General features: G+C 51.8%; 11 protein-coding genes. 5 read left to right on the forward strand and 6 right to left on the reverse strand.

The features are described 5' to 3' along the window. Positions 1–35: 35 nt before the first annotated feature. Positions 36–449 (reverse strand): hypothetical protein, encoded by a 414-nt coding sequence (locus N5098_RS14060; RefSeq protein ID WP_267638519.1) that lies wholly within the window; start codon positions 447–449, stop codon positions 36–38. Positions 450–577: 128 nt separating this feature from the next. Here N5098_RS14060 and pglX point away from each other — a divergent pair, with 128 nt between their 5' ends. The 5 genes from pglX to N5098_RS14085 all read left to right on the forward strand — a co-directional run bounded on the left by pglX (position 578) and on the right by N5098_RS14085 (position 10,943). Continuing rightward, a complete protein-coding gene (pglX, locus tag N5098_RS14065; protein WP_267638521.1) occupies positions 578–4,783 on the forward strand; it encodes a BREX-5 system adenine-specific DNA-methyltransferase PglX in 4,206 nt (1,401 codons plus the stop codon). Further along, entirely contained in the window at positions 4,783–5,319 is a 537-nt protein-coding gene (locus tag N5098_RS14070; RefSeq protein WP_267638523.1) for a hypothetical protein, read from the forward strand. The genes pglX and N5098_RS14070 overlap by 1 nt, the downstream gene beginning before the upstream one ends. After that, positions 5,319–7,493 carry a BREX-5 system phosphatase PglZ gene (pglZ, locus tag N5098_RS14075; RefSeq protein ID WP_267638524.1) on the forward strand — a complete coding sequence of 725 codons (2,175 nt, stop codon included), beginning with the start codon at positions 5,319–5,321 and terminating at the stop codon, positions 7,491–7,493. The genes N5098_RS14070 and pglZ overlap by 1 nt, the downstream gene beginning before the upstream one ends. Before the next feature lie 96 nt (positions 7,494–7,589). Continuing rightward, positions 7,590–7,829 (forward strand): hypothetical protein, encoded by a 240-nt coding sequence (locus tag N5098_RS14080; RefSeq protein WP_267638525.1) that lies wholly within the window; start codon positions 7,590–7,592, stop codon positions 7,827–7,829. A gap of 201 nt (positions 7,830–8,030) precedes the next feature. After that, positions 8,031–10,943: a helicase-related protein gene (locus tag N5098_RS14085; protein WP_267638527.1), complete on the forward strand. Its 2,913-nt coding sequence runs from the start codon at positions 8,031–8,033 to the stop codon at positions 10,941–10,943. Between the two features lie 28 nt (positions 10,944–10,971). Here N5098_RS14085 and N5098_RS14090 read toward each other — a convergent pair whose 3' ends face one another. The 5 genes from N5098_RS14090 to N5098_RS14110 form a co-directional block, all read right to left on the reverse strand. Then, the gene (locus tag N5098_RS14090) at positions 10,972–14,688 is read right to left on the reverse strand and encodes a UvrD-helicase domain-containing protein (protein ID WP_267638528.1); all 3,717 of its coding nucleotides are present in this window, start codon (positions 14,686–14,688) and stop codon (positions 10,972–10,974) included. Continuing rightward, positions 14,681–17,872, reverse strand: a complete 3,192-nt coding sequence (locus tag N5098_RS14095; protein WP_267638529.1) for a PD-(D/E)XK nuclease family protein — start codon at positions 17,870–17,872, stop codon at positions 14,681–14,683. Before N5098_RS14095 ends, N5098_RS14090 begins: the two co-directional genes overlap by 8 nt. Before the next feature lie 360 nt (positions 17,873–18,232). Then, the gene (locus N5098_RS14100) at positions 18,233–20,434 is read right to left on the reverse strand and encodes a homing endonuclease associated repeat-containing protein (protein WP_267638530.1); all 2,202 of its coding nucleotides are present in this window, start codon (positions 20,432–20,434) and stop codon (positions 18,233–18,235) included. 6 nt (positions 20,435–20,440) lie between these two features. Continuing rightward, positions 20,441–21,196, reverse strand: a complete 756-nt coding sequence (locus N5098_RS14105; RefSeq protein ID WP_267638531.1) for a site-specific integrase — start codon at positions 21,194–21,196, stop codon at positions 20,441–20,443. 433 nt (positions 21,197–21,629) lie between these two features. Further along, a complete protein-coding gene (locus N5098_RS14110) occupies positions 21,630–22,226 on the reverse strand; it encodes an HNH endonuclease (RefSeq protein WP_267638532.1) in 597 nt (198 codons plus the stop codon). Positions 22,227–22,615: the final 389 nt, after the last annotated feature.

Genomic DNA, 22,615 nt, shown 5'->3' on the forward strand with positions numbered 1-22,615 from the left:
CTATCAGCTTATTAGGAATAATTGACACTGACTCATCACTGCTGGGCCAAATTCCGGTCCGACCACGTTGTCCGGTGAATTAATTTTGAACGTGCAACGGGGTATGGCAGAACAGATTCCGACTCCGGGGTGATCGGAAGTTCCACGTCTTTCTCAACGTACTGTCGGTCGCGTTTTGCGGGTGCGCTGGTCGTGAGTGTGGGGAAATCTATGACGCGATCTCCATCACCGTACTGTGCTCGATAAGCGGAGATCGAGAAGTTGTTCCGTTCAGCTTGTTGCTCGCCGTAACATGTCGCATCTGGGGCGAGCCCTTCACCACCAAACAAGACAGACTCGACAGCTAACTCCCACGCAGGGTGCGTATCTGCTGGGAGACACTCTAGTAACGTGTACAGAGACTCGTAGCGGTCGGCCAGTTCGTTTGGCGGGATCTGTGAAGGAGACATAGAAACTTCTCAAGGAATTTCTCATCCTGTCGGAAAACTGTTGCTCACTTTTTGTCACAAAGATAAGGATAGTCGGCAACATTGAAGTCGCTGCTGTCAGTTGAAGGTAGTATAAAGGTCATCCTTGCATGGAAAGTAATTCTCTCTCTAATCAGAAGGCGCAGCTGGACAAGGCCGAACGGGAACATCTCGAAGACGTCGTCGAGAAGCTTCGGAGCCGCGTCGAGGATAACGTTCGGTTCCAGCTCACGCAGAAAGGACTGGATGACGAGCCAGAGGACAAGGATTCTCTGGACGGGGATATCAAGCAACTCGTTGACGCTATTGATTTGGAGGGTGTTGACGGACACACTTGGGAAGAAGCGTTTGAGAAGTACATCGCCGGCGTTGGGTATACTATTGTCAATCGACTAGCGGCACTGCGATGTATGGAAGTCCGTGACTTCATCAAACGAGAAGTGACAAGGTTCAAAGATAGTGGACTGACGCCAGCCGCAGAGCCCCTTACTGATGGCACGGAGGATTTTCTGCTGGAAGACGAGGCGATTCTCGCTGCGTATCACAATACCTGTGATGAACTCGCCGATGAGATTGAGATTCTCTTCGATCGGTCGTCGACCTACAGTCTGATTGATCCTGATGACGATACTTTCGAGGAAATCTGTGGGATGCTTGATGATATCCCAGATGAAGTCTGGCGTGCAGATGATGTACTTGGGTGGATCTATGAATACTATAATCGTCCAGTTGTCGAAGCACTTGACGCTAAAAACAAACTAGATCCAGAAGACATCGGCCCTGCTAATCAGTTCTACACGCCCCACTGGGTTGTTCGAATGTTAGCGGACAACAGTCTGGGGAGGCTGTATCTTGAAGCAACTGATCAAGAAGACGAGATTCCGAAGCCCGGAGCCCTCTCTCCTGAAGAGCGAAAGAACCGTCAGGTTACGCCGACAGATGCTCCCACTGTTCCAGAACTCTGTACATATCTAATCCCAGACGAAGAGCACGGAAATACTCCGGAGTTCGACCACCCTCAGGAACTTCGTGTCATTGACCCGGCGTGTGGCAGCGGACACTTCCTGCTCTATGCGTTTGACATCCTTGAGCGCATTTGGTGGGCAGAAACAAATCTCGACCGTGCGGAAATTCCTGCTAAGATTCTCGAGCATAACCTTTATGGGGTCGACATCGACCTTCGCTCCTGTCAGCTTACGGCGTTCAATCTGTATTTGAAGGCCCGAACGCGAGCGGAGGAGGAAGAGGGCGAGTTCGAGATGCCTAACGTCGGGATCGTCTGTGCGGACGCCCGCGTAGCAGAGATTGAAGATGGCACCGAGGTAATAGACGAGATAACCGGAGAGGGGACGGACTTGCGGAAGGCCATCGATGACGTGATCGAGACGTTCCAGCACACCGAGGCGCTCGGGAGCCTACTGGACGTAAGTGGGACGCTGGAGGAGGCATTCGACTCCAGTAAGACGCAAGCAGAGCTCAGTGACTACAATGGCGGTGCTCACCAGTCGCTGCATTCATTCCTGAAAGCACTTCGGCGGGCAGTGGAGGATCAAACGAGTGACTCGTTTCGTGAACAGAATCTACGGAGTTTTCTGAACCTATTGGTGGTATTGACGCAAGAGTACGATATAGCGCTGATGAATCCGCCCTATGGATCTCGTGGAAGAATGCCGAATGATGTCAAAAAGTATGTGTCCGAAAATTATCAATACACGACAGAATATTACATAAACTTCGTCGAAGCCAGCGAGAGACTAGTCTCATCTGGTGGTCGCTTAGGGATGCTAATAAAACGTGAATTCATGTTCAAACGAACATTTGAAGACTTTCGGAAAGATTTCATTGGGGAACTTGGATCATTTGACTTTGTTACAGAATTTGGCCAGGGACTGCTTGATAAAGCTACTGTGAGAAATGCAGGAGCAATTGTGCGCGTTGGTCAAAGAAAGAAATCAGATTCAGAAGGATTGTTCTTCAGATTGCACGATGTTGATAAGGGAAAAAAGGAATATGAATTCTTGAAGAGTGCGTATGGTAATGGCGGGGACCGCCGAAGGTACTCTGTATCGCTGTCTGAGTTTTCTATGATACCTGGTGCGCCGCTCTCTTATTGGGTACCAAAACATATTCGTTCACTGTATGATTCACCCATCGTGTTAGATTCTGGTAATGCTAATATAAATAAAGAAAGTCTTGGTATTACTAGAGCAGGAGTACAAACTGGAAAAGATGCGAGGTTTTTACGGAGAGTTTGGGAGACAAATAAAGGCTCCTGGGTGCCATTTGCTAAAGGTGGCCAAGATGCGTGGATGTTGCCCAAAATCAACCTAATGATTCAGTGGAAAAATAATGGTGAAGCGATTAGTAGAAAATACGAAGATGGTAATGGAACACCAAATAGACAACATTATTTTAAAAAATCAATAACATATACTGTGGCTAAAGAAAGCGGTAGGCGGTTCGGATATCTTGATGAATCTATATTTTCTCATAAAGGGTCCGTTGTAATACCAAAGAGGAATATCTGGTCAGTATTGGGATACTTAAATAGTGAGCTATTGACATACCTAGTTCTTGCCCAAACTCCTTCTAGATTCTGGGAAGTCGGTGAGCTTGCAAAGTTACCTTGGTATGAGGAGTTACTTGAACTTGGAATAGGACAGATATCCCAAGAAATAGCTGGTAGTATAATTTCTTTGAGGAGACATGAATTCGATTCCCCTCATTATACTGTACCTGTTTTATTGTATGTATTAGGATATGATTCTCACCTATCTATTTATAATGATCACCCACACAGAGACCTATTGAATGATCTAGAAACAGTTGAACCATCTATTTCAAAGCCAGATGAATCTATCCAGGATCTTGGCATAGCTGCAAGTGAATACAAGAGGTCAACTGTCGAAAGAGCTGAAAATAAATCAGAGAATATCGATAAATTATTATTTAGTCACTTTGACATATCTGACGATACAATTGAAGAAATTTATGACGAAATATCAGTACGAACTAACCAAGATCCACGATTACGTCAATCAAGTAGCGTAGATACAGCAAATAAGATTCCAAAAAATCTCCCAGAAATGGTTAAAGATCTCTTGCTCCATCTCACTCTAAAGATTGTACATGAGAGCGACGACGGTATCATCTCCATCTCCGACGTTGACGGCGAAGATGACCTCCTAACCCACGTCGAAGAAGAGTTTGAGCATATCTGGGGGGAGTACGCCACCGACCGTCTCGCCGAGGTTGATAATGTTCTCGGAACCAAGAGTGCCGCTGAAGAGGCCTACCCCAACCTCCGTACGTGGCTTAAAAGAGACCTCTTCGACTACCATGTCTCCAAATTTGAACGAACACCGGTACTCTGGCGGTTCACAACCGAACGCCTTGTCTCAGACTCCGAAGGTGAAGGTTTCGGCTGTCTAGTAGATTATCACCAATTGGACGAGGGGATATTTGATCGCCTGCAGAATAATTATCTCGAACCGCGGAAAAATCTTCTGCGTGAGCGTCGCAGTGCAGCAAACCGGCGTCGGAGCAACGACTCGCTCTCGGCAAGCGAGCAGGCCGAGGCCGCCGAGGAATACGCCCGGTGTGAGAGCGGCCTTGAACAGATCGCCGTCTTTGAGGATCGACTCGCCGAATTGGCCCAGTCCAATCCTAGACAATGGTCAACCGAGAAACAGCAAGCTGCCGACTCAGCCACCGAGCGTGTCGCTGAGTTCCGCCGACGAACCGAAGAGCGTCTCAAGATTGTTGACGAACTCGCTGCAATGGAGGACGTCGATATGGGCGAACTGTTCACCGGGAATTTCTACCAAAAGGTCGAGGACCAGCGTGAGGAGTGGATTGATGGGCTGGATGACCTCGAGGCAGCGTTAAACGCCTACGCGGTGGACTCGGATCAACCCGTAGAAGCCCACCTATACGACTTGTTTGATTACTACACCGATGACCTCCTCGGGAGTTCGCACTTCGCGAGTAACGGCATCTTCTATATGACGTATTACTTCGATAACTTCGAACAAGCCGATCAGGCTCGGCTTGACGACGCCGACATCTCACGGCGACAACGACTGATATCCCAGCTTGCGAGTGATCTAGAGGAGTATATCGAACTCGGCGAGTCCATTTCTGAGGACTGCCAGGAGATCTCGTCGGACATCTCATCCGACTGGGCTGACCGTGCGCTCTCAGAGATTACGACTGCTGGTTATCAGCCCAATCACAAACACGGCGTCGAAATCAATATCATTCCACTTTCTGACGCTGAAATCGTTCCGAAAACCGTTGATGACGAGGTGCTCTGATGAAGGCGCACATCTTTGCGGAAGATTCCAATACGACTACAGAGGTCCGAACGAAGCCCGCGAAGGAATACTTCCAGGGTCTATTCGGAATGGTGGCTGGACTAACCGAGGAACTCTCGAACTCGGCTGATACTAGTCTTCACGTTCTCTCTGAGGAGTTCGGTGTACTCCGAGGTGATCAGTCGATTGCTGATGTAACCGAGTCTGAGCAAGATGAGTCTGCTGACCTTTGGGAAAACGCTAAAGAGCAACTTCTCACTGCTGCGAGAGAGGCTGATGTAATGGTGATACTGCTGTCTACAGATGCTTTTGACAAGACAGCAGGCGAGATTTGGCCAGAACTTGTTGAAGAGGCTAAACCGGACTCGATCTGGTGTATCGGCGCTGCTCGAAGTACGCTCGACGCGATTGACTTCGAGAAACTGGACAAGAAAGGCTGTTCGGTGATTACCTATCAAAGAGTCGGCGTCGCCCGAATTGGAACAGATACCCGCGAAGACCTCCTACAAGCAATCGATCAGAAAGTTTCAGGATAATGACAGCGACGAAGACACTCCCACAGTGCGCTCACGACGCTATCGAGAGTGCCATCAACGAAGCCTCAGACGAGGAGCCAGTCGTCCTCTGGTGGGACGACGGCGGCTACCTCCGTGACATTGTCCGAAACACCAGCCACCAACTCGGCTGTGAGTTTCGGGCCTCGGAACAGACGCCGCTGGAACTTCGTGCGGAGGCTCCACGAGGCCAAACCGTCTGGTACGTCCCGCAAGCCAGCAGCGACGACGTCGACTGGTTCAAGGACGTCGAACACACCGGCGACGTGATCGAACAGCACATCGGGAAGCTCGCAGCCCGCTGTTTCGGGAACGATCGACTCCAAGCGGCGACCCTTCGGACAGCGTTTGAGGACGCTGAAGTCGACGAAACCGAAGAGAGGGACGAACGGGACAAGGTCGCAGATATCCTCGGGGATGGACTTGACGGAGAGGGTGGGCTACCCGACCTCCAAAGTCTGCAAACTCGGATCGTCCTCGACGGACACGACGACCCTGTGCAGTTCGTCCTCGAACACGGCACTGAGGGTCTCCCAGGCGACGACGATCTTATCGAGATTCGGGATCTCCTGGTCGACAACGGGGTGGCGGCCGTCGACGGCGAAACCGATGCCCAGACTATCGTCGAACGAACGCGACGCTGGGCTGTCGCGGAGTGGCTCGTCGACGAGGGGCTGGACAAATCCCTGCTCCCTCAGGAGTACCAGCCCAAATCCAGCAGTGGGTTCGGCGTCTCCAGACCGGAACTCCGCTCCGTCCTGAGCAAGACCGAACGCAAACAGGAACTGGCGCGCGTCTATCTCGACCCTGACCAGCGGTTCTGGCACGATGTCCTTCGCACCTACGACGACCCGTGGGAACTCGTCGACTGTCCCGTCGACGCCTCGCTCGAACACCGCCTCTGGGATGAGTGGACGCAGTCATTCCACGCTGGCGACTACGAGCAGTGTGCAACCCAGGCGGAGCAACGCTACGAGCGCCTCGACGCAACCTACGGCGACGTTCCGTGGACACAGCTCTGGGAGCAGGCCATCGGCATCGCGACGCTCGCGAGCGAACTCGAAACCTGGGAGGAAAGCGGCGATACTGGTGATGTCGTGGAGCTGTATGGTGACGTAGAGGATGGCACATGGCAGATCGATAACGCCGTGTTCAATCTCATCATCTCCGGCGAACCGGAAGCCGCCCTTCCAGAAGAGCATCCTGCTACCGCGAAACTCGAGGATCTCCGCTCGTCGCTGGTCGAATCCAGATATCTCGAGTACCTCACCGATCTGGGCGACCTCGTCGAGGACCAGATTAAGGCGGACTCACCGTTCGTCGGCGAGAACCACGCCCACCAGTTCTTCGCCGAGGAACAGGAACACCTTCAGAGCGGCCAGAGCGTCGCGCTGTTCATCGTCGATGCCCTACGATTCGACCTCGCCCACGAACTCGCAGAGTCCATCCGACACGAGCTTCCCCAGCTCGAAGTTGACGAGAGCAAGTGGGTGGGAACCCTTCCCTCCGACACCGAGTTCGGAAAGGCCGCGCTCACCCCCGGCAGCAAGTTCAGCTTCAACATCGAACTGCAGGACTGCGAACTCGTTCCTGAACGGAACGGACGCAAGATCACGAATCACCGCCGACAGACACTCCTCGAGAACGACGGCTGGAGCTACATCATGCAGGACGCCGATGACGAGGTCGGCTGGAGCAACACGCGCGTCGCTTACTACTGGAACGACATCGACGAGACCGGCGAGAAGGAGCTCACGGACTTCGAGGAGCTGTTCAGCGACCGCATCGACGCCATCACCCGGATCATCTGTGAGAAGCTCAGAAAAGGCGAGTGGGACCGTGCGTACATCCTCTCGGATCACGGCTTCGTCTCACTCCCACGGCACGTCGACATCGACGACCTGCATCCACCGAGCAACGCCGAAAAGGTGACCCGTCGGTGGGTCGCCGGCGCGGACCTTGATGATGACGCACCTGGCGTCTTGCTGGATGAAGATACACACCTGGGCTACCTCGACGACAATGCCAGAATCAGCATCCTGACTGACCCGATTCAGCGATTCAGAAACCAAGGACTCCCGGATGCCCGCTTCTACCACGGCGGCGTCCTCCCGCAAGAGTTCGTCCTGAACTTCGTCACGATTACGCAAAATTAGGGTGTGGTCTGGAATTGGCTCCACTTTCTATTTCAGAAGGAGGGTCTGACCAACATCGTAAAGTACGAACACCTCGGAAAACAACTAGTGGACAACATGGGACAGTTCGAAATCGTCGAGACCATTTTTAATTCAGAATCTCCTCTAAAAAAAGAGGAACTAGTTACAAGCATCGACCTACATTCCAGTTCGATTGAGGCAGATATTAAAAACTGTCTCCAAAAGGGGTACATCGAAAAAACCGAGAGGGGCTACGTCGTAGCTAAGGATTTTGACGAAAGGAAATTGGAATCAATGAGGCCCAAGACTATCGATGATCTGACCAGTGATGAGTGATACCGCCTCTAAGAACCATTTTCCAGTTCCTCGGAATTGTTCCGTATTGGTTAGTCCATCTTATATTAAGTAAGTTCTGGATGCTCGCTTCTACCACAGTGGTGTTCCCAAGAGGCTAAGAGACCAAATTTCAGTTAAGACAGACCGGTTCAATGCATCTGCGAAACACTTGTGTACCCGTCTAATAAAAACAATGTATTAATGCCTATTGACCTTGGCTCAGGAGACGCGATCCTCCTCAACAATCAGCCCGCCGAGGTCATCAAGACGTATTCCGTCGGCGATCTCGATTATCTCAGGGCATACGTCGAGAACGTCGGTGTGAAGACCGTCTGCATCGATGACGTGAACATCGAGCCGAAACAAGAACAGCTCGGCGCACTCGGTACCGTGACTGCTGGGGAACTACATCCGGATCACGACGCTGTCTCTGCGGAGTGGTTCGACTTACGCTCGCAGGCTCTCCAACTCCAGATCGCTCACGAACAAGGGCAACTACTCAGTATCTCCAACTCGCTGGTTCGCCTGGAACCGTACCAACTGGCCTGCGTCAACTGGGTGATGCAGAAGCTCCGCCAGCGTGCGCTCATTGCCGACGACGTCGGGCTGGGAAAGACCATCGAGGCGGGGCTTATCCTCAAGGAACTCAGTGCACGCAATCGGGCAGATCGGGTGCTGTTCGTCGTCCCTGCCCATCTCCAGAAGAAGTGGATTCGGGATATGGATCGCTTCTTCGATATCTCACTGACGCCTGGCGACCGACAGTGGGTTGAGGGTGAGCGACGCCGGCTGGGTGAGGAAGCGAACATCTGGAATCAGGACCACCAGCAGATGGTCACGAGCATGGCGTTTCTGCGTCAGGAGGAGTTCCGTGACGAACTCGACAATGCGTTCTGGGATGTTGTCGTCGTTGACGAAGCGCACAAGGCGGCCAAGCGCGGCGAATCCCCGAGCAAGACCTCGAAGATGGTGGAACGTGTCGCCGACAACTCTGACTCGCTCCTGCTCCTCAGTGCAACACCCCACGACGGGAAGGGAGACGCCTTCCGTTCACTCGTCGAATATATCGATCCATTCCTCGTCGCGGAAGATCAGGAACTATCGAAGGAGGCCGTCGACCGCGTGATGATGCGTCGCGGTAAGCAAACGATCTACGACGACAACGGTGAACGGATTTTCCCGAATCGCGAAGTAGGGACGATTCCTGTCGAGCGGACACACGAAGAGCGGCAGTTCTACCAAGCGGTCACCGAGTACGTCAAACACGTCTACAATCGGTCAGAGCAACTCAACGAACCTGCAGTCGGCTTCGCGATGGCCCTGATGCAGAAACGCCTCGTGAGCAGTATCGGAGCAATCAAAGCCACCTTAAGCCGGCGGCTGGCGACCCTAGTCGACCAGCAATCCACTGCAACCTCGCTCTCCGAAGAGGCTACGGCCTACCTCGAAGGCGAAGACCTCGATGAAGAAGACAAACAGAATGCAGAGGAAGAGCTTGCAGGACTCACCATTACTGAGAGCGACGCCCAACTCGAAGAGGAGATCGAAACACTCCGTGACCTCATCTCCCTCGCCGAAGGAATCCCAGTTGATTCGAAGGCCCAGAAAGTCCGTCGGTACATCCAGCAACTACTCGAAGAGAACCCGAACGAGAAGGTGCTGCTGTTCACCGAGTACCGGGATACGCTCGATTACATTCTCGATCTCGTGAAGGACGAACCGTGGGCCGACGAGATTCTAACCATCCACGGTGACGTCGACAAAGAGGATCGGGCGAAGATCGAAGACGAGTTCAACCACGGACAGTCTCGACTACTGTTCGCGACTGACGCGGCGAGCGAAGGGATCGACCTCCAGCACAGTTGCCACATTATGGTCAACTACGAGCTGCCGTGGAATCCTAATCGGCTCGAACAGCGGATCGGTCGCCTCCACCGGTACGGCCAGGACAAGGAAGTGAAGGTGTGGAACTTCACGTTCGAGGACACTCGCGAAGGTGAGATCTTCGAGATGCTCCAGGACAAAGTCGAGAATATCCGAGGAAAGCTCGGAAACACTGCTGACGTCCTCGGGATGCTCGACGATATCGACGTGGACTCACTCATCATGGAGTCCATTCGGAATGACGAACCAGCGAGTGCGACGAAAGAGGAACTTGAAGAACTTATCGACGAACGACAGCGGACGCTCCAGGAGTGGTACGAGCGTAGTCTCGTCGACACGAGTACCTTCGACCAGGAGAGTCGGGAGAAGATTCAAGAGGTGATGGATCAGTCCGAGGATGTCTACGGCAGCGAGGCCGACATTCGAGAGTTCTTCGAACGTGGGATTGAGGCACTTGGCGGCGATGTCGAGAAAGCCGGTACGAATCTGTTCCGGGCCGAGTTACCCGACGAACTCCGGCGGACAACCGATGGTGAGCCCTATGGACCGTTCACATTCAATCGCGAGTTTGCGATGGATCACGACGACATCGAATATATATCCCCAGATGCAGGGCTAGTCCAAGAGTTGATGCAGTGTGTCCTCGACGGCGAACAGGGTGCAGTTGGTCTCAAGATGCTCCCGTTTGTCGAGGATCCAGGGATCACCTACAACTACCGAGTCCGATTTGAGGACGGTACCGGCGAAGTAATTCGTGAAGAGATCCTCCCAGTCTTCGTCGATGCAGCACACAACGATCCACAAGAGCGTCTCGGACAGCGAGTCGTCGATGGGGATAGCATCAAAGGTTCGCCTGATGAAGAACCGATTCGAGTCCTGCTAGAAAACGAGGGGGAGATGCGTTCGTCCGCCGACCGGTATATTAGCCAACGGGTCGAGTCACGTCGAGACGACCTCCAGAAGCGAAGACATGAAGAGACACAGCAAGAACTGGATGACCTCGAAGCCTATGCGGAATCCGAACGAGAACGAATCGAGACGTTCATCGCCGAGTATGAGCGGAAGGCAGAAGCCGGCTCGGACATGGATATTGCGATTCGTGGACAACGAGAGCGCCTCAATAAACTTGAGCAGCGGATCGAAACGCGACGACAGGAACTTCAACGAAAGGCACAGGTCATTTCACTAGCACCCGAGATTGAGAACCTCTGTTTGGTTCTTCCGATCTAACGTCTCACCCCTGATTTTTGACCGTAGCTTAGTCTGATAATTCGCCGATTTTCACTAATTCATCTGAAAGTAGTTCACAATCAGCATGGCTCCAACGGAATGATTCCGTTGTGCTGGCATCAGTGAATCGAAGATTGACGATGATCTCTCGGTCTGGATCGTGCTCCAGTAACGCCAGTGCGTAGCTCATCATCTGCGGCCGATAGTGTTCAGCCAACTCCTCAGTCGTTCGGGTTCCCAAGCGATTCGTCTTGTAGTCGGTAATGACGAACGCTTCCGGGGTCACACGAAGGTGATCAATATCACCCACAATCTGGAAGTTGCCGACATCAACCGAGACGGAGAGTTCTTCGTAGGTCTCAGAATTCTCGTACGCGGCGGCTTCGGCATCTAAGAACTCGTTCGCGTCAACGGCGTGTTCGACCACTTCATTCACGGTGCTTTCAGTGACATCGAACCCGTTCACGGCTGCTATACGACGAGCAAGCGTTGACCACTCCGACTGAGGTCGGTCGAATTCGAGAATCCGGTGAACCACTGTCCCGAACTCATTCCGGGGGAGATCTGAGCCGCTGTCTTCAGCACCCTCATCTGAAGAATTGGCCTCACTCTCGTCACTGGCATCCTGATCTGAAGAGTACCCCGAGGCAGCTTCGACCAATTGCGTGGCCGAAACCCGGCGCTTAGCCTCCTTAGTCGGATTTTCAGGGATCTCGATAGATGGGAACTGTTCTTCAGAGACGCCAGTTGAGGTCTCTTCTTTTTGCCACGTCTCCCCCTCACCGGGGAGCTGTACGGTGTACGTGGCGTCACCGAGGGTTCCCCGAAATCGCCCAGTTCGTGTGAGGTCCTGGATGACCCCATCTCGTTCAAGGAGGGAAGGTTGGATCCAGTCTCGCCACGCACGCGCTTCCTCAGGATCGTTCACGTCGGCAAAAGCAAATCCCTCCTCTGTTTCTTCTACCTCGTGAGTTCCACAAAGGAGGAGATGGTCTCGCGACCGCGTGCAGGCCACGTACAACAGCCGCTTTGCCTCTGCTCGCTCACGTGGAAGTTCGATATCGTCCGCATACCGATGTGCTGTTGTTTTCTCCACTTCGAAAGCGTCAGTTGGCGACGGCCCTCCTGCAGCGAGGAACGGATCATCATCGTGATCGGTGATGAGTCGGACATATCCGTATTCGTCCACGCTCCGACCGAAGTTCAGATCACTTCCGAGATCGGGGACAACGACGATCGGGAACTCGAGTCCCTTAGCAGCGTGAATGGTCATGATCCGAACGCCGTCTGTTCCTTCTGGAACTTCGGCTTCGCCTTCTCGAGGATCCAACTCAGCCTGTCGGTCAATCCGTCGAAGCACGCTCGCAGCCGTTCGAGTTCCACCCTCCGACCACTCACGGATCTCATCGCGGAACTTCTCAACGTTTGCAACAGCCTGCTTGCCGCCTTCATCGGCACCGATGCTTATGAGATAGCCCGTATCATCGAAGACCTGGGTGAGAACACGGTTCCACGGGAGTACCTCAGTCTCCTCACTGTGGACACAACCGGCCAGTTCGCGCCAGTGAGTCAGCAGTTCCGCCGCGTCCCGAAGTTGTTCGTCCTCAGTGGCGTTTAGCGACTCCCAGAGGGCTTCGTCTGTCGCAGCCAATGGTGCCAGTCTGTCATCAGTAAAGCCGAACAGCGGCGAACGCAGGACGCCATAGAGGGAAATGTCATCGGATGGGTCGGCAAGGATCCGAAGGAGATTGATGAGTGTCTGCACTTCGGGGGCGTCGTAGAAGCCCGTCCCAGAGATAACCGAGTATGGAACCTCATGTGCATCGAGAGCACGCTGATAGCGATCGAGATGCGTTCGCCGACGAAGAAGGATGGCAATATCCTCGGGCTTTGCATCTCGTGTCTCGTTAGCATCTGTATCGTACACGCTGGGGGGATCAGCAAGCAGACTCGACAGCCGTGCTCCCATCGCCTCGGCTTCGGCAGCTGTGGCGTGTTCGATCGCAGCATCCGTCACTGGATGGTTTTCCCCGACGAGTGTCGTTGCACTCTGCTCGTCTTCTGGCACGACGAGGTATTCAACGGATCCGTTGAGGGCAGTTACGTCCTCAATCCGGTCGCGTTCGAACGAGAGTTCTTGTGGCTCTGCTTCGTATTCAGTATACTCCTCTCCTTCGGGCTGAAACACCGCCTCGAACAGTTCGTTCAGGAAGCTTAGCGGCGCATCGAGTGTTCGGAAGTTCCCCGATAGTTCTAGATCTGTCGGTGAATCCTGTGTCCCGTCCGGTATCGAATCGCGACCGAGCGCTTGGTTTTGCTCCCGGAGTGCGTCTTTTGCTCTATCAAAGGTTGTGACCTCCGCACCGCGGAAGCCGTAGATGCTCTGTTTCTTGTCCCCAACGAGGAACACGTTATCCGTCTCGACATTGTCTTCAGTTAATTCGGCAAGCAACGAGACCAGCTCCCATTGCCGACCGTCGGTATCCTGAAATTCGTCGACCATGAGCGCATCGAAGGATACTCGGAGTGAGGTACGAACCTCTGGATTTGTCCGTAGGAACCCAATCGTCGTCTCAATCAGATCGGGGAAATCGAGTGCCTCTCGCGTTTCTTTTTCGGCTTCGTATTCTGCTAATACGTCCTCGAATACTCGTGTTAGTGCGAGGACGTAATGGGCACTGTTTCGCTCCAGTTCGCCGGGTGTCGTCCCGAGTTCGTCCTCGATCGCCGATAGACGGTCGAGAAGCACATTGAGTGCCTCTTTGCACTCGCTGTATGCTTGGGTTTCGTCGTTCCAGGACGCTTTGGTTCCAATCAGGTGATGGCTCGCACTCGAATAGAGCCCTCCCGAACTCGTTTCTAAGCGACTGTATAGTTCTCCGCAGGCTTGCTGATACGCACGCTCATCCCCGGTATCCAGCCCATCAACGATCTCCGCGATCTCTCGAAGTACGTCAATACCGTCGGCACCCAACTCGACCGCGAACTCTTCACGAGTAAACCGATGGGCAGTCTCGATTGCGTCCTGTACTGTGTCCTCCTCGAAGAATTGCCTCGCTGTTGCCACGTCGAGTTCACACACATGATCCCAGAGGTACTCAACATAGTCCTCAACGGTACACTCCCGCCAAGCCGCCAGCCACGCTTCACTGTCAGGACGCTCGTTTAGCAATCCAGTGAGAATATCGACAAGCCGTCCGTGGGAGCCAAAGAGCCGAGATAGCAGATCGACATCCGAGTCTGTATCGTTCGCATCAACGTATTCCACCACTATTTGTCGCTGTAAGTCTGCTGCGTCGTCCTCATCAAGAACGTCGAATTCCATCGGAACCGGCGCCTGAACTGCGTTCTCTCGAAGAAGTCGAGCACAGAAGGCGTGAATCGTATGTGTATACCCGTCATCGAGTTCGTTCAGCACAGCACGCCAGCGGTTATACTCCTCTGTGGAGTCGGCCATCTGTAACTCGTCATAGACCTCTTCTCGAACACGTGTTTCCAGTTCCGCAGCGGCTTTTCGTGTGAAGGTGATCGTCACGATGTTCTTCGGCGTCGCTTCTGGATTCGACCGGAGGAATTCAAGATAGCGATGAGTGAGTGTCGTGGTTTTCCCCGTCCCAGCCCCTGCCGTAATCGTCACGTTCCGGTCCAATACGAGTGCATCTTGCTGTTCATCGGTCAGCTCGAGTTCGTCAGTATCTGAGTCTGACTGGGAATTATCTGGAGTCGAGATTGGCTCGTCAGTCATCAGCTTCACCTCCAAATTCGTCTTCAAAATCGCGGGCGGTAGCCCGAATTGGGACGTAGGTCCTCGGGTCACCCTCAAGTACGTCGACTTGGTCACGCCGCTGGTGCGGGCGAACGTCACACGAGCGCTGATACGCACAGTATTCACAGCCAGCCTCTCGCTGTGAGAGTACTGTTGTATGGAACCGGCCATGCTCAAGCGCAGTCGCGAGCGTATCGAGACGCTCTGGGATGATATCATCAAGGAAGCGCCGGAGCTCGCGATATGAATCGAACTTCGACTCGATGCCTCGTGGCTCCTTGAGTTTGTTCGGTGGCTTCGTCTGGTAATAGGTCGCGGAGAGATCAGTCACATCAGTCACGTCATTAGTCAGCACTTGCTCTGCAGCGAGGAGATAGATCGGTAACTGAAACGTCGTCCCACCCGTGGTTTTTGTCATCGATGGTGCGTAGCCCGTTTTATAGTCGAATAGTTGAATCTGGGCTTCCCCCTCGTCGATACTGAGATCAACCCGATCGATATACCCTCTGAACTCAACGCTTTCGCCACTCGGAAGCTCGATATCGAAGGGTTCGACACCGCCTCCATCATGAAGTCCCTCCCCAAATGGCGCCTCGAACCAGGCTGGGAGTGCATCTCCGTCTCGACTGTACTCTCGTGCGATAAATCGAGCGAATAGCCCCTTTTCGACACCCTCGTGTGGACGTGGCTCTCCATAGTATGGATTTGCCTCAGGCTCTGCTAACCCTGCAAAGAGTTGTTCAAGCCACCGGCGATAGAAGAGTCCGGAATAGTCGAAATCAGCGGTTTCCAACTCATCGAGTGCAACCGCCAGCATGTGAGCTTCAAGATTTGAACGCTCGTGATTGTGGAGGTCAACACCGTCCCCAGGCTCAGATTGGAGTTCGGCATAGAACCGCTCGAACGTGTCGTGGACGAAAGTACCCGTCTCCAGTGGATCTGGCGTGCGCTCGAGATCATCGTCGTCCTCGAGGCCCAACACGTGCTCCATATAGAACTGGAATCCACAGTTCACGTAGCGTTCGACACGACTCGCACTATACGGTTCACGCTCCTCTTTCGGGTACACTGCTTCGATGGTCTCTGGCTCAAGTAATCCATCGTACGGCGAGATATCAGGCTCTGCTCGCTCACTCGCACATTGGATGCCCCGGTCTGCTCGAATCGTCTGTTCTGCTGTGAGTTCCTCGCGTTCTCCTGCCGTATCGATTGCTGCCCTACGGTCTTTCAACGGGGAGATGGCCCGCTGTAAGTCTTCACGAGAGCCAATGCGCTCATCGATACCCGTCGTCGGTTCGATCCCCGTCACTCGGCTCAATTCATCCAGTACCGGAGAGCGAACAACTGCCGTCGAATCGGGATCTGTTGACGGCGTCGTAAGCGTCACAGCATCAGCGTTCCCCAGAAGTGTCGCGAACACGTACCGATCTCGAAGCCGGTCATCGAGAACCTCCAGAATGGGATGTGCCTCAACCATCCGTTCGAAGAACGCCGGATGACGCCTGACTGAAGGGAAATATTCTGACGTGAGCCCAACGATATAGAGGTGGTCAAAGGCGAATTCCTTCGCATCAAGATGATCGAGAACAGTGACTTCATTTTGAGAGGGTGAATACCCAGTAAGCGATGCACCTTTGACAGCTCGAAGGAGGGCTGCTGCGGCTGATAGATCCCGTTCTGGGATAGCCTCCTGCTCAAATGAGTCGAATAATTCGTGGACCTGACGAAGTGCTGCATGCTCTTGTACAGTATCTATTCTCGAATCGTCGCGCTCGACTGCGTCGGGAATCTGGAAGGAATCCAATTCACTCCTGAGGGTGTCGACCGCTTCAGTGAACTGGTCTGTTCGGAGTGAAGCAAGTCTATCAAACAGCGCTTGGACGTCTGAGGCCAATTCGGCGGGGAGTTGTTGCTGCACTGCTGTTGCACGAACAGAATCAATACGGCGTTCCGCGGCAACGATAGCGTCCTCTCCATCTGCATCCAGGAAGTCAACGACAGGGTTTGTCACCAGCTCGGTGAGATCTGCCGCCCGAGGTTTCTCCTCCGACAGCGCAATCAGGTTCTCGACCGCACTCCCAACGAATGTGTCAGCTAAGGCGCCACTGGTTTCGACGTTATACTCAAGGTCGAACGTGTCAAAGACATCCTCAATATAGTCCTCATAGGCGCTAAACCCTGGAACAACCACACCGATATCAGTTGGCAAGGCCTCATCAGCAAGATGATCCCGAATATCGCGGGCGACGTATCTGACCTCCCGCTCTGGCGTGGGGAGTTCACGCCAATAGAGAGAGTCTGGAACCGTTTCCTCATCTGGAGACCGATTCCGGTACAGAGACTGAGCCACCTGTTGGAGCGATGATGACCCGTAGTCGCCCTCAACTCGCTCGATTGTGAAGTCGAGGTCGTGATACAATGTTCGAACTGTCTGTGTCGCAGCGTCGACGCCGTCGGTTCGTGACGATGAAAACGTCGGAAGGATTGCCGCAGTGGGGAATGCTTCGATGAGTGTCTTCAGTACACGCCGCTCAACCTTTCCAGGATCGAGAAACCCAGAGACGATGAGAGCGTCCACGTGTGGTAAGAGATCAGTGATGCTACTCTGGGATACTGCTTCAAATGCTTCGCTGTAGGTGATATCCCAGGGTTCAGAAACAGACTCTCGTAGTTGATAGTAGGCCGTATATGCATCCACAGTCGTGTCTCTGATTCGGGCTGGTAACTCTGAGTCCCGGAACTCGTCTCGGACTCGGTCTGGAGTGTTCAGCCCGACGTTTTGGAAGCGGGCGAAACGTCGGTCGAACGCATCGACCAACTTCGCAGAAGCGTAAGGTTGGGTCGATAACCACGCCCGATCAGCAATAATCTCATCGAGACTGAATTCGAGCGCACGTCGATCAGTTTCTTCTGGTAGTTGCTTACTTGGTCCTGCTAATTGTTCGTAGCAGTCATAGACAAGACTAGTTAGTGTCTCAGTTCTGAGCGCAAGCTGATCGTATGAATCGCGCCAATGTTCTTGAATTCGGTCATGCCTGTTGCTTGTCTCTGAAATGTAGAGGACACGTCCGATGCCGGGTTCGGTATGAGAATGAGCGTGAGCGAACGCTTCCTCCTCCAACGTCGGATGATTAGGACCAGTGAATACTGTCCACTCTTGCATTGTTATGTCTTCTACACGTAATCCCCTTCATCGTTACTCTGCTAAACCTTCGAGAGTGGGAGGCGCTCATCAACGACAACCCTTGAGGGAGTGACTGAAACAAACATGATTGTTTTCATACATACTGCCGTGATGTGTGAGATTTTCCTGCTCGCTGCCGATGGAGTCGAATGCGCTATCCACTCCCCAAGCTGGCAAAGCCATTCACAACAATCTCCTGCCGTACCTGAAGACTGGTACGAATTCACGGTCATACGACTTGGCGGATGATCTCGACGCATGCCAGCGGACAATCTGTTGGAAGGTTACTTCTACCGCCTCGGTTACATCACCCTCGTAGTTGGTGACGGAGGCTACGAACTAGCTCTGATGGGCTTCATTTTCATCGAGCCACAAGAAGAAATCCTCAACCTCAGCTGTCCATCCCGTTTGCTCAATCCCGACCTGCTGCTTAATCGTCTCAGGGCCTTCACCCATCCTTGCAAGATTAATTCCCAACGTAGTCCGCAGGTCTTGTGGACGGACTTCAGGAACGTCCCCAAGTCTTGAATGGTCAATGATTCTGCGGAAGTTACCTAAATCAGCATTCTTCGCAATCTGAAGAGGGACCCGTCTGAGGGCTGCAGCCTCTATTGGCATTTCATCGTATAACGTTGTGAACCGATCAATAAGATCTGGAAGATGGGTTGGTTCTTCGGCTCCTGTGTATGGATTTTCCCATGTCTCTGGAACAAGGAATACCCAAGAATTTCCAGTAGTAGTGTACTCTCGCGGAACACGAACGATACATCGATTACGTCTATCAGCGACCCAGTCAGCATTAAAATGAGCAGCGATGCTTGGTGTAAGTCCGGTAAACTGGAATAGTAGCCCGTAAAAAGCCATCTCGGCATTAGGAAGATCAATTGCTGTTTGATAATATTGGTGTATTGCGTTTGGACAGAGAGGCCGTCGTGCAAGTGGTTTGTATCCAGCCTTTACGCAGGCCGCCCACCACCCGCCAGTTTTTTCTCGAATTGTAGAAGAATGATATTTTCCAACTTGGTGATGTTTCCACCGGGGAGGAGCTAAATCACCATCATGAGATTCACGCAGATCAGCCAGTAGATTATCAGAGGGGATAGCGCTGTTTAATGGTAAGTCTGCTGCTTGAAGAGCGTCATTCCATGATCCAAATTCAGACTCGATAGAGGTGACAGAATAGTCGCCGTGATTTCGAAATTCTTGTGCAGTCGGTGTCTTTTCTAGAATATTAGCAACCCGTTTTAGTTCCAATAACGCTTCATCACGAGAGAGATTCTGGCGATTGTTTGGCTGAAATCCAGCTTTTTGAATAGCATCATTCCATGTCTCAAACCGTCGTGAAACTGTTGCTGATCCAAAATTACCATATATTTCATAATCAGACATGCTTGGGGTAGATCTAATGAGATTGCCTACCCGTTTAATATCAGATAGCAAATCTTCATCCGGGATATAGCTTTGAATATTCGGTTCATACCCAGCAGCTTCTAATGCTTCATTCCAAGACCCAAAAGAGCTAACAAGAGGAGATGGACTATACTTTCCATGCGACTGATATTCTGTCATTTCTGGTGTAGTTCCAACTAAATCAGCTACACGTTGAAGATCGGTTAGCAATTTTTCATCCGATATATTCGATCTGTAATTTGGCTCAAACCCAGCAGCAATGAGGGCATCAGCCCAAGAGTCAAAATAGTTGTAGAAAGGATGTATGCTGTATGTTCCTGAATTTTTATATTTTATCATCGTTGGTGAATCTCCTAAAGAGTCACCAACCTGTTTGAGATCATCTAGGAGATCTTCCCGAGGAATACTATGTTGGGTATTGGGATTGTATCCAGCTGCCTTTAATCCAGCATTCCACGAACCAAACCGATCCGAGATCAGTTTCACACTGTATTTTCCATTCTTCCGATAATCCTTACAGGTAGGAGCGTGCTCTAGCAGATTATATACCCGTTCAAGATCTGCTAGCAAGTCTTCTTGAGAAGTGAATTTATTTAATGGATAACCCGCCTCTTGAAGTGCTTCGTTCCATGAACCAAACCGATTCCTCAACGTTTTCGGGCTATACTTCCCAGTTTGACTATAGTCACTAATTGTCGGAGTATCATCAATTAGATTCCCTACCCGCTGGAGATCATCTATCAATTCTTCTCTTGAAATATCTTTACGTAAATTGGGTTCATATCCGGCTTTTTGGAGAGCATTATTCCAAGAACCGAACTTATTTTTGAAGGTTTGCGTGTTAAAATCTCCTCGTGAGTCATATTCAGTTGTCGTAGGCGGTCTTCCAAGTTCCTTGGCAATTTCTTTTAGATTATTTAATAGATCTTGTTTATTTACCTCCCAGCGAACGTTGGGCTGATAACCTGCCTTTTCGAGTGCGTCGTTCCACGATCCGAACCGGTTCCTCAACGTTTTTGGACTGTATTCTCCTGCTTCACGATAATCACTAATCCTCGGAGTTCCCTCGATGGTATCACCTACCCGTCGGAGATCAATTAATAACTCTTCAGTGTCAATTCTATTAGACATTATACATCAGATGTGGTCAAGGAACTCTCTGGCGGATGTTTCCTGTGCAACTCGTTCCTCATAGTGACCTAGTGAGGAGACGTGGTCATGACCAGTATATTTAATTACTTTTGTACGCTGCATATTATTCCTTATCAGCTGCATTATGAATGTTCCACGCATATCATGTGGCATTACGTCGGGGACTTCTCTATTGAAATCACAGTGGGTGATAAGCCCACGCTCATAGCCAATTTCAGCGTCAATTGCTATCTGCTTCAACCACCGGTTCACTGTTGTAGACGAAACTCCATCGCCAGCAATCATTTCGTTTCCAAAATCAGTCGGGGTGACTTTAAAATAGGACTTGCATAGCTCCCGAAGATTTAGCTCTTCCTCAACATATGTATCGTGTTCTCCACGATTCCAATTCCTCCATGTCTGTATGAGTGGAATTTCACGCTCATCGTCGTACTTAGTATAGAATTTGTCATTTCCTTTCTCTTGGCAGTGGTTACAAGATTCGTTACCTTCTCCTTTGTGACATGGACAGTTATCTGGTATCTTGAGTTTAGGGACTTGCCCATCACTCGTCTCTCCTGCCGTAGGATCTGTCCACGAGAACCATGTTGGACCGTGTAAATGGCAGAATTCATCAACTCTCATCCCTGAAAAAGGCAATAGCAATCCTGTTATTTTCTTATCCGGATTATCTTGATTTTTCGCTGCTTGTACCCATGCATCAAGCGCCGGTCGATGGAATCCCTTATTTTTCCTGCGCATATATATACCACTCAGTTATTTCTATTACGCAATAAACTATTCGCTATGGCAAGTAGAACACGACACTGTATCTCTAAAGCGTCCATTTTCGGGGGTTTTAGAACTTGACCAGATTGAGAACCCCCAAAATGTTCTACTTGAAAGTCAAGTAGTATACTTAGGCGGGAATCTAAAACAAGAACATAGGTCACAACTGGATTGGGTCCAGTCTCCTGGTTTTGGCGATTAGTAATTATTCAACGAGTGGTTCAAAGAAAATAACTACTTTTGTAAATCCAACAAAAAATCACGGCCACCAACTCGCCGCAAATCGATTTTTCCACGCTGTTCGATGGCGTAGCCTCAGTTCAAGGTTTTTTAGAGACGGATTCCAAGTGTTCGCTATCTCTAACCGCGACTCAACGTGATCCCTGTGTCCCGACTGACTAACGAGTTAATGATCATCGTTATCATCACTCTCGTCACCCTCGTGGTCACCGTCGTCGTCACAGTTGTTCGCCATCTCACAGTTAGTATCGACAGTATCACCTTCTGTGGCAGTATCGTCACCGCCATCGGCAACGACATCATCATCATCGGTCCCAGCGGCTTCCCCGGTTGGATCGTCGGCCTCGAACTCGGAGGGATCGAAGCCCTCACGTTCGTGTTCGAGGTATTTGACGCTTTCTGGGACGCCTGCATCGTCGCCGAAGCGCCGTTCGGCTTCTGCACGAGTCAGGCGTGGGCCTTCGTAGTACTCGGAGTAGTGAGCATTCCAGGCGTGTCGGTGCTCGAGCGGGAGTTGGCGGTGCCATTTCCGGTAGGGTGGTTCGTCGACGCGATGGACGTGGACATGACAGCTCTGACACAGCGGAATCACGTTCTCTACTCGCTGGTCAGTTTCGTCGCCGTTGACGTGATGCAACGAGAGTTTGTCTTGCCGTCGCGCTCCAAGATCTGTGTCAAGCCATTCGTCTGGGGTTCGACTGCAGATTACGCACGCCCGGCCCCAGCGGTCGAAGATGGCTTCTTCGAGGTTTGTTGGTCTCATAAGTCGATGATAGTGGTGCTCGCGTGGCTGGTCGTCCTCACGTCGCCGTTGAGTGCGACGGGACAGCGACGCCACTGTACGTGTCTGCGCTGCTATGCGAGCATTAGCAGCTAGTTAGAGATCGACGCGTCACCGTGGGAGCGGATTCCCAGTCGTGACACCTCTGTTTGAGTACTCACCTCACTCAAATCGGGAGGTACAAACAAATCACCATCCGTTCTAGTTTTAGCGCGGTATTTCTCGACAGTTACAGTAATTTTACGGTATCATGGTTGTGTCCTGCGATTAGGCATGCGTCTCAGACTATCGTAACCGCTGGTACAGTAGTCGAGCTAACTCAGCGTCACTGAGATCGTCATTTGTGAGAGTACTGTCAACAGCGTACTCGA

Source organism: Halovenus rubra (genome assembly GCF_026586665.1).
Taxonomy (GTDB): Archaea; Halobacteriota; Halobacteria; order Halobacteriales; family Haloarculaceae; genus Halovenus; species Halovenus rubra.

Coding starts and splice junctions, on each gene's coding strand:
- N5098_RS14060 (WP_267638519.1), bottom strand. CDS start 449: ATGTCTCCTTCACAGATCCCGCCAAACGAACTGGCCGACCGCTACGAG.
- pglX (WP_267638521.1), top strand. CDS start 578: ATGGAAAGTAATTCTCTCTCTAATCAGAAGGCGCAGCTGGACAAGGCC.
- N5098_RS14070 (WP_267638523.1), top strand. CDS start 4,783: ATGAAGGCGCACATCTTTGCGGAAGATTCCAATACGACTACAGAGGTC.
- pglZ (WP_267638524.1), top strand. CDS start 5,319: ATGACAGCGACGAAGACACTCCCACAGTGCGCTCACGACGCTATCGAG.
- N5098_RS14080 (WP_267638525.1), top strand. CDS start 7,590: ATGGGACAGTTCGAAATCGTCGAGACCATTTTTAATTCAGAATCTCCT.
- N5098_RS14085 (WP_267638527.1), top strand. CDS start 8,031: ATGCCTATTGACCTTGGCTCAGGAGACGCGATCCTCCTCAACAATCAG.
- N5098_RS14090 (WP_267638528.1), bottom strand. CDS start 14,688: ATGACTGACGAGCCAATCTCGACTCCAGATAATTCCCAGTCAGACTCA.
- N5098_RS14095 (WP_267638529.1), bottom strand. CDS start 17,872: ATGCAAGAGTGGACAGTATTCACTGGTCCTAATCATCCGACGTTGGAG.
- N5098_RS14100 (WP_267638530.1), bottom strand. CDS start 20,434: ATGTCTAATAGAATTGACACTGAAGAGTTATTAATTGATCTCCGACGG.
- N5098_RS14105 (WP_267638531.1), bottom strand. CDS start 21,196: ATGCGCAGGAAAAATAAGGGATTCCATCGACCGGCGCTTGATGCATGG.
- N5098_RS14110 (WP_267638532.1), bottom strand. CDS start 22,226: ATGAGACCAACAAACCTCGAAGAAGCCATCTTCGACCGCTGGGGCCGG.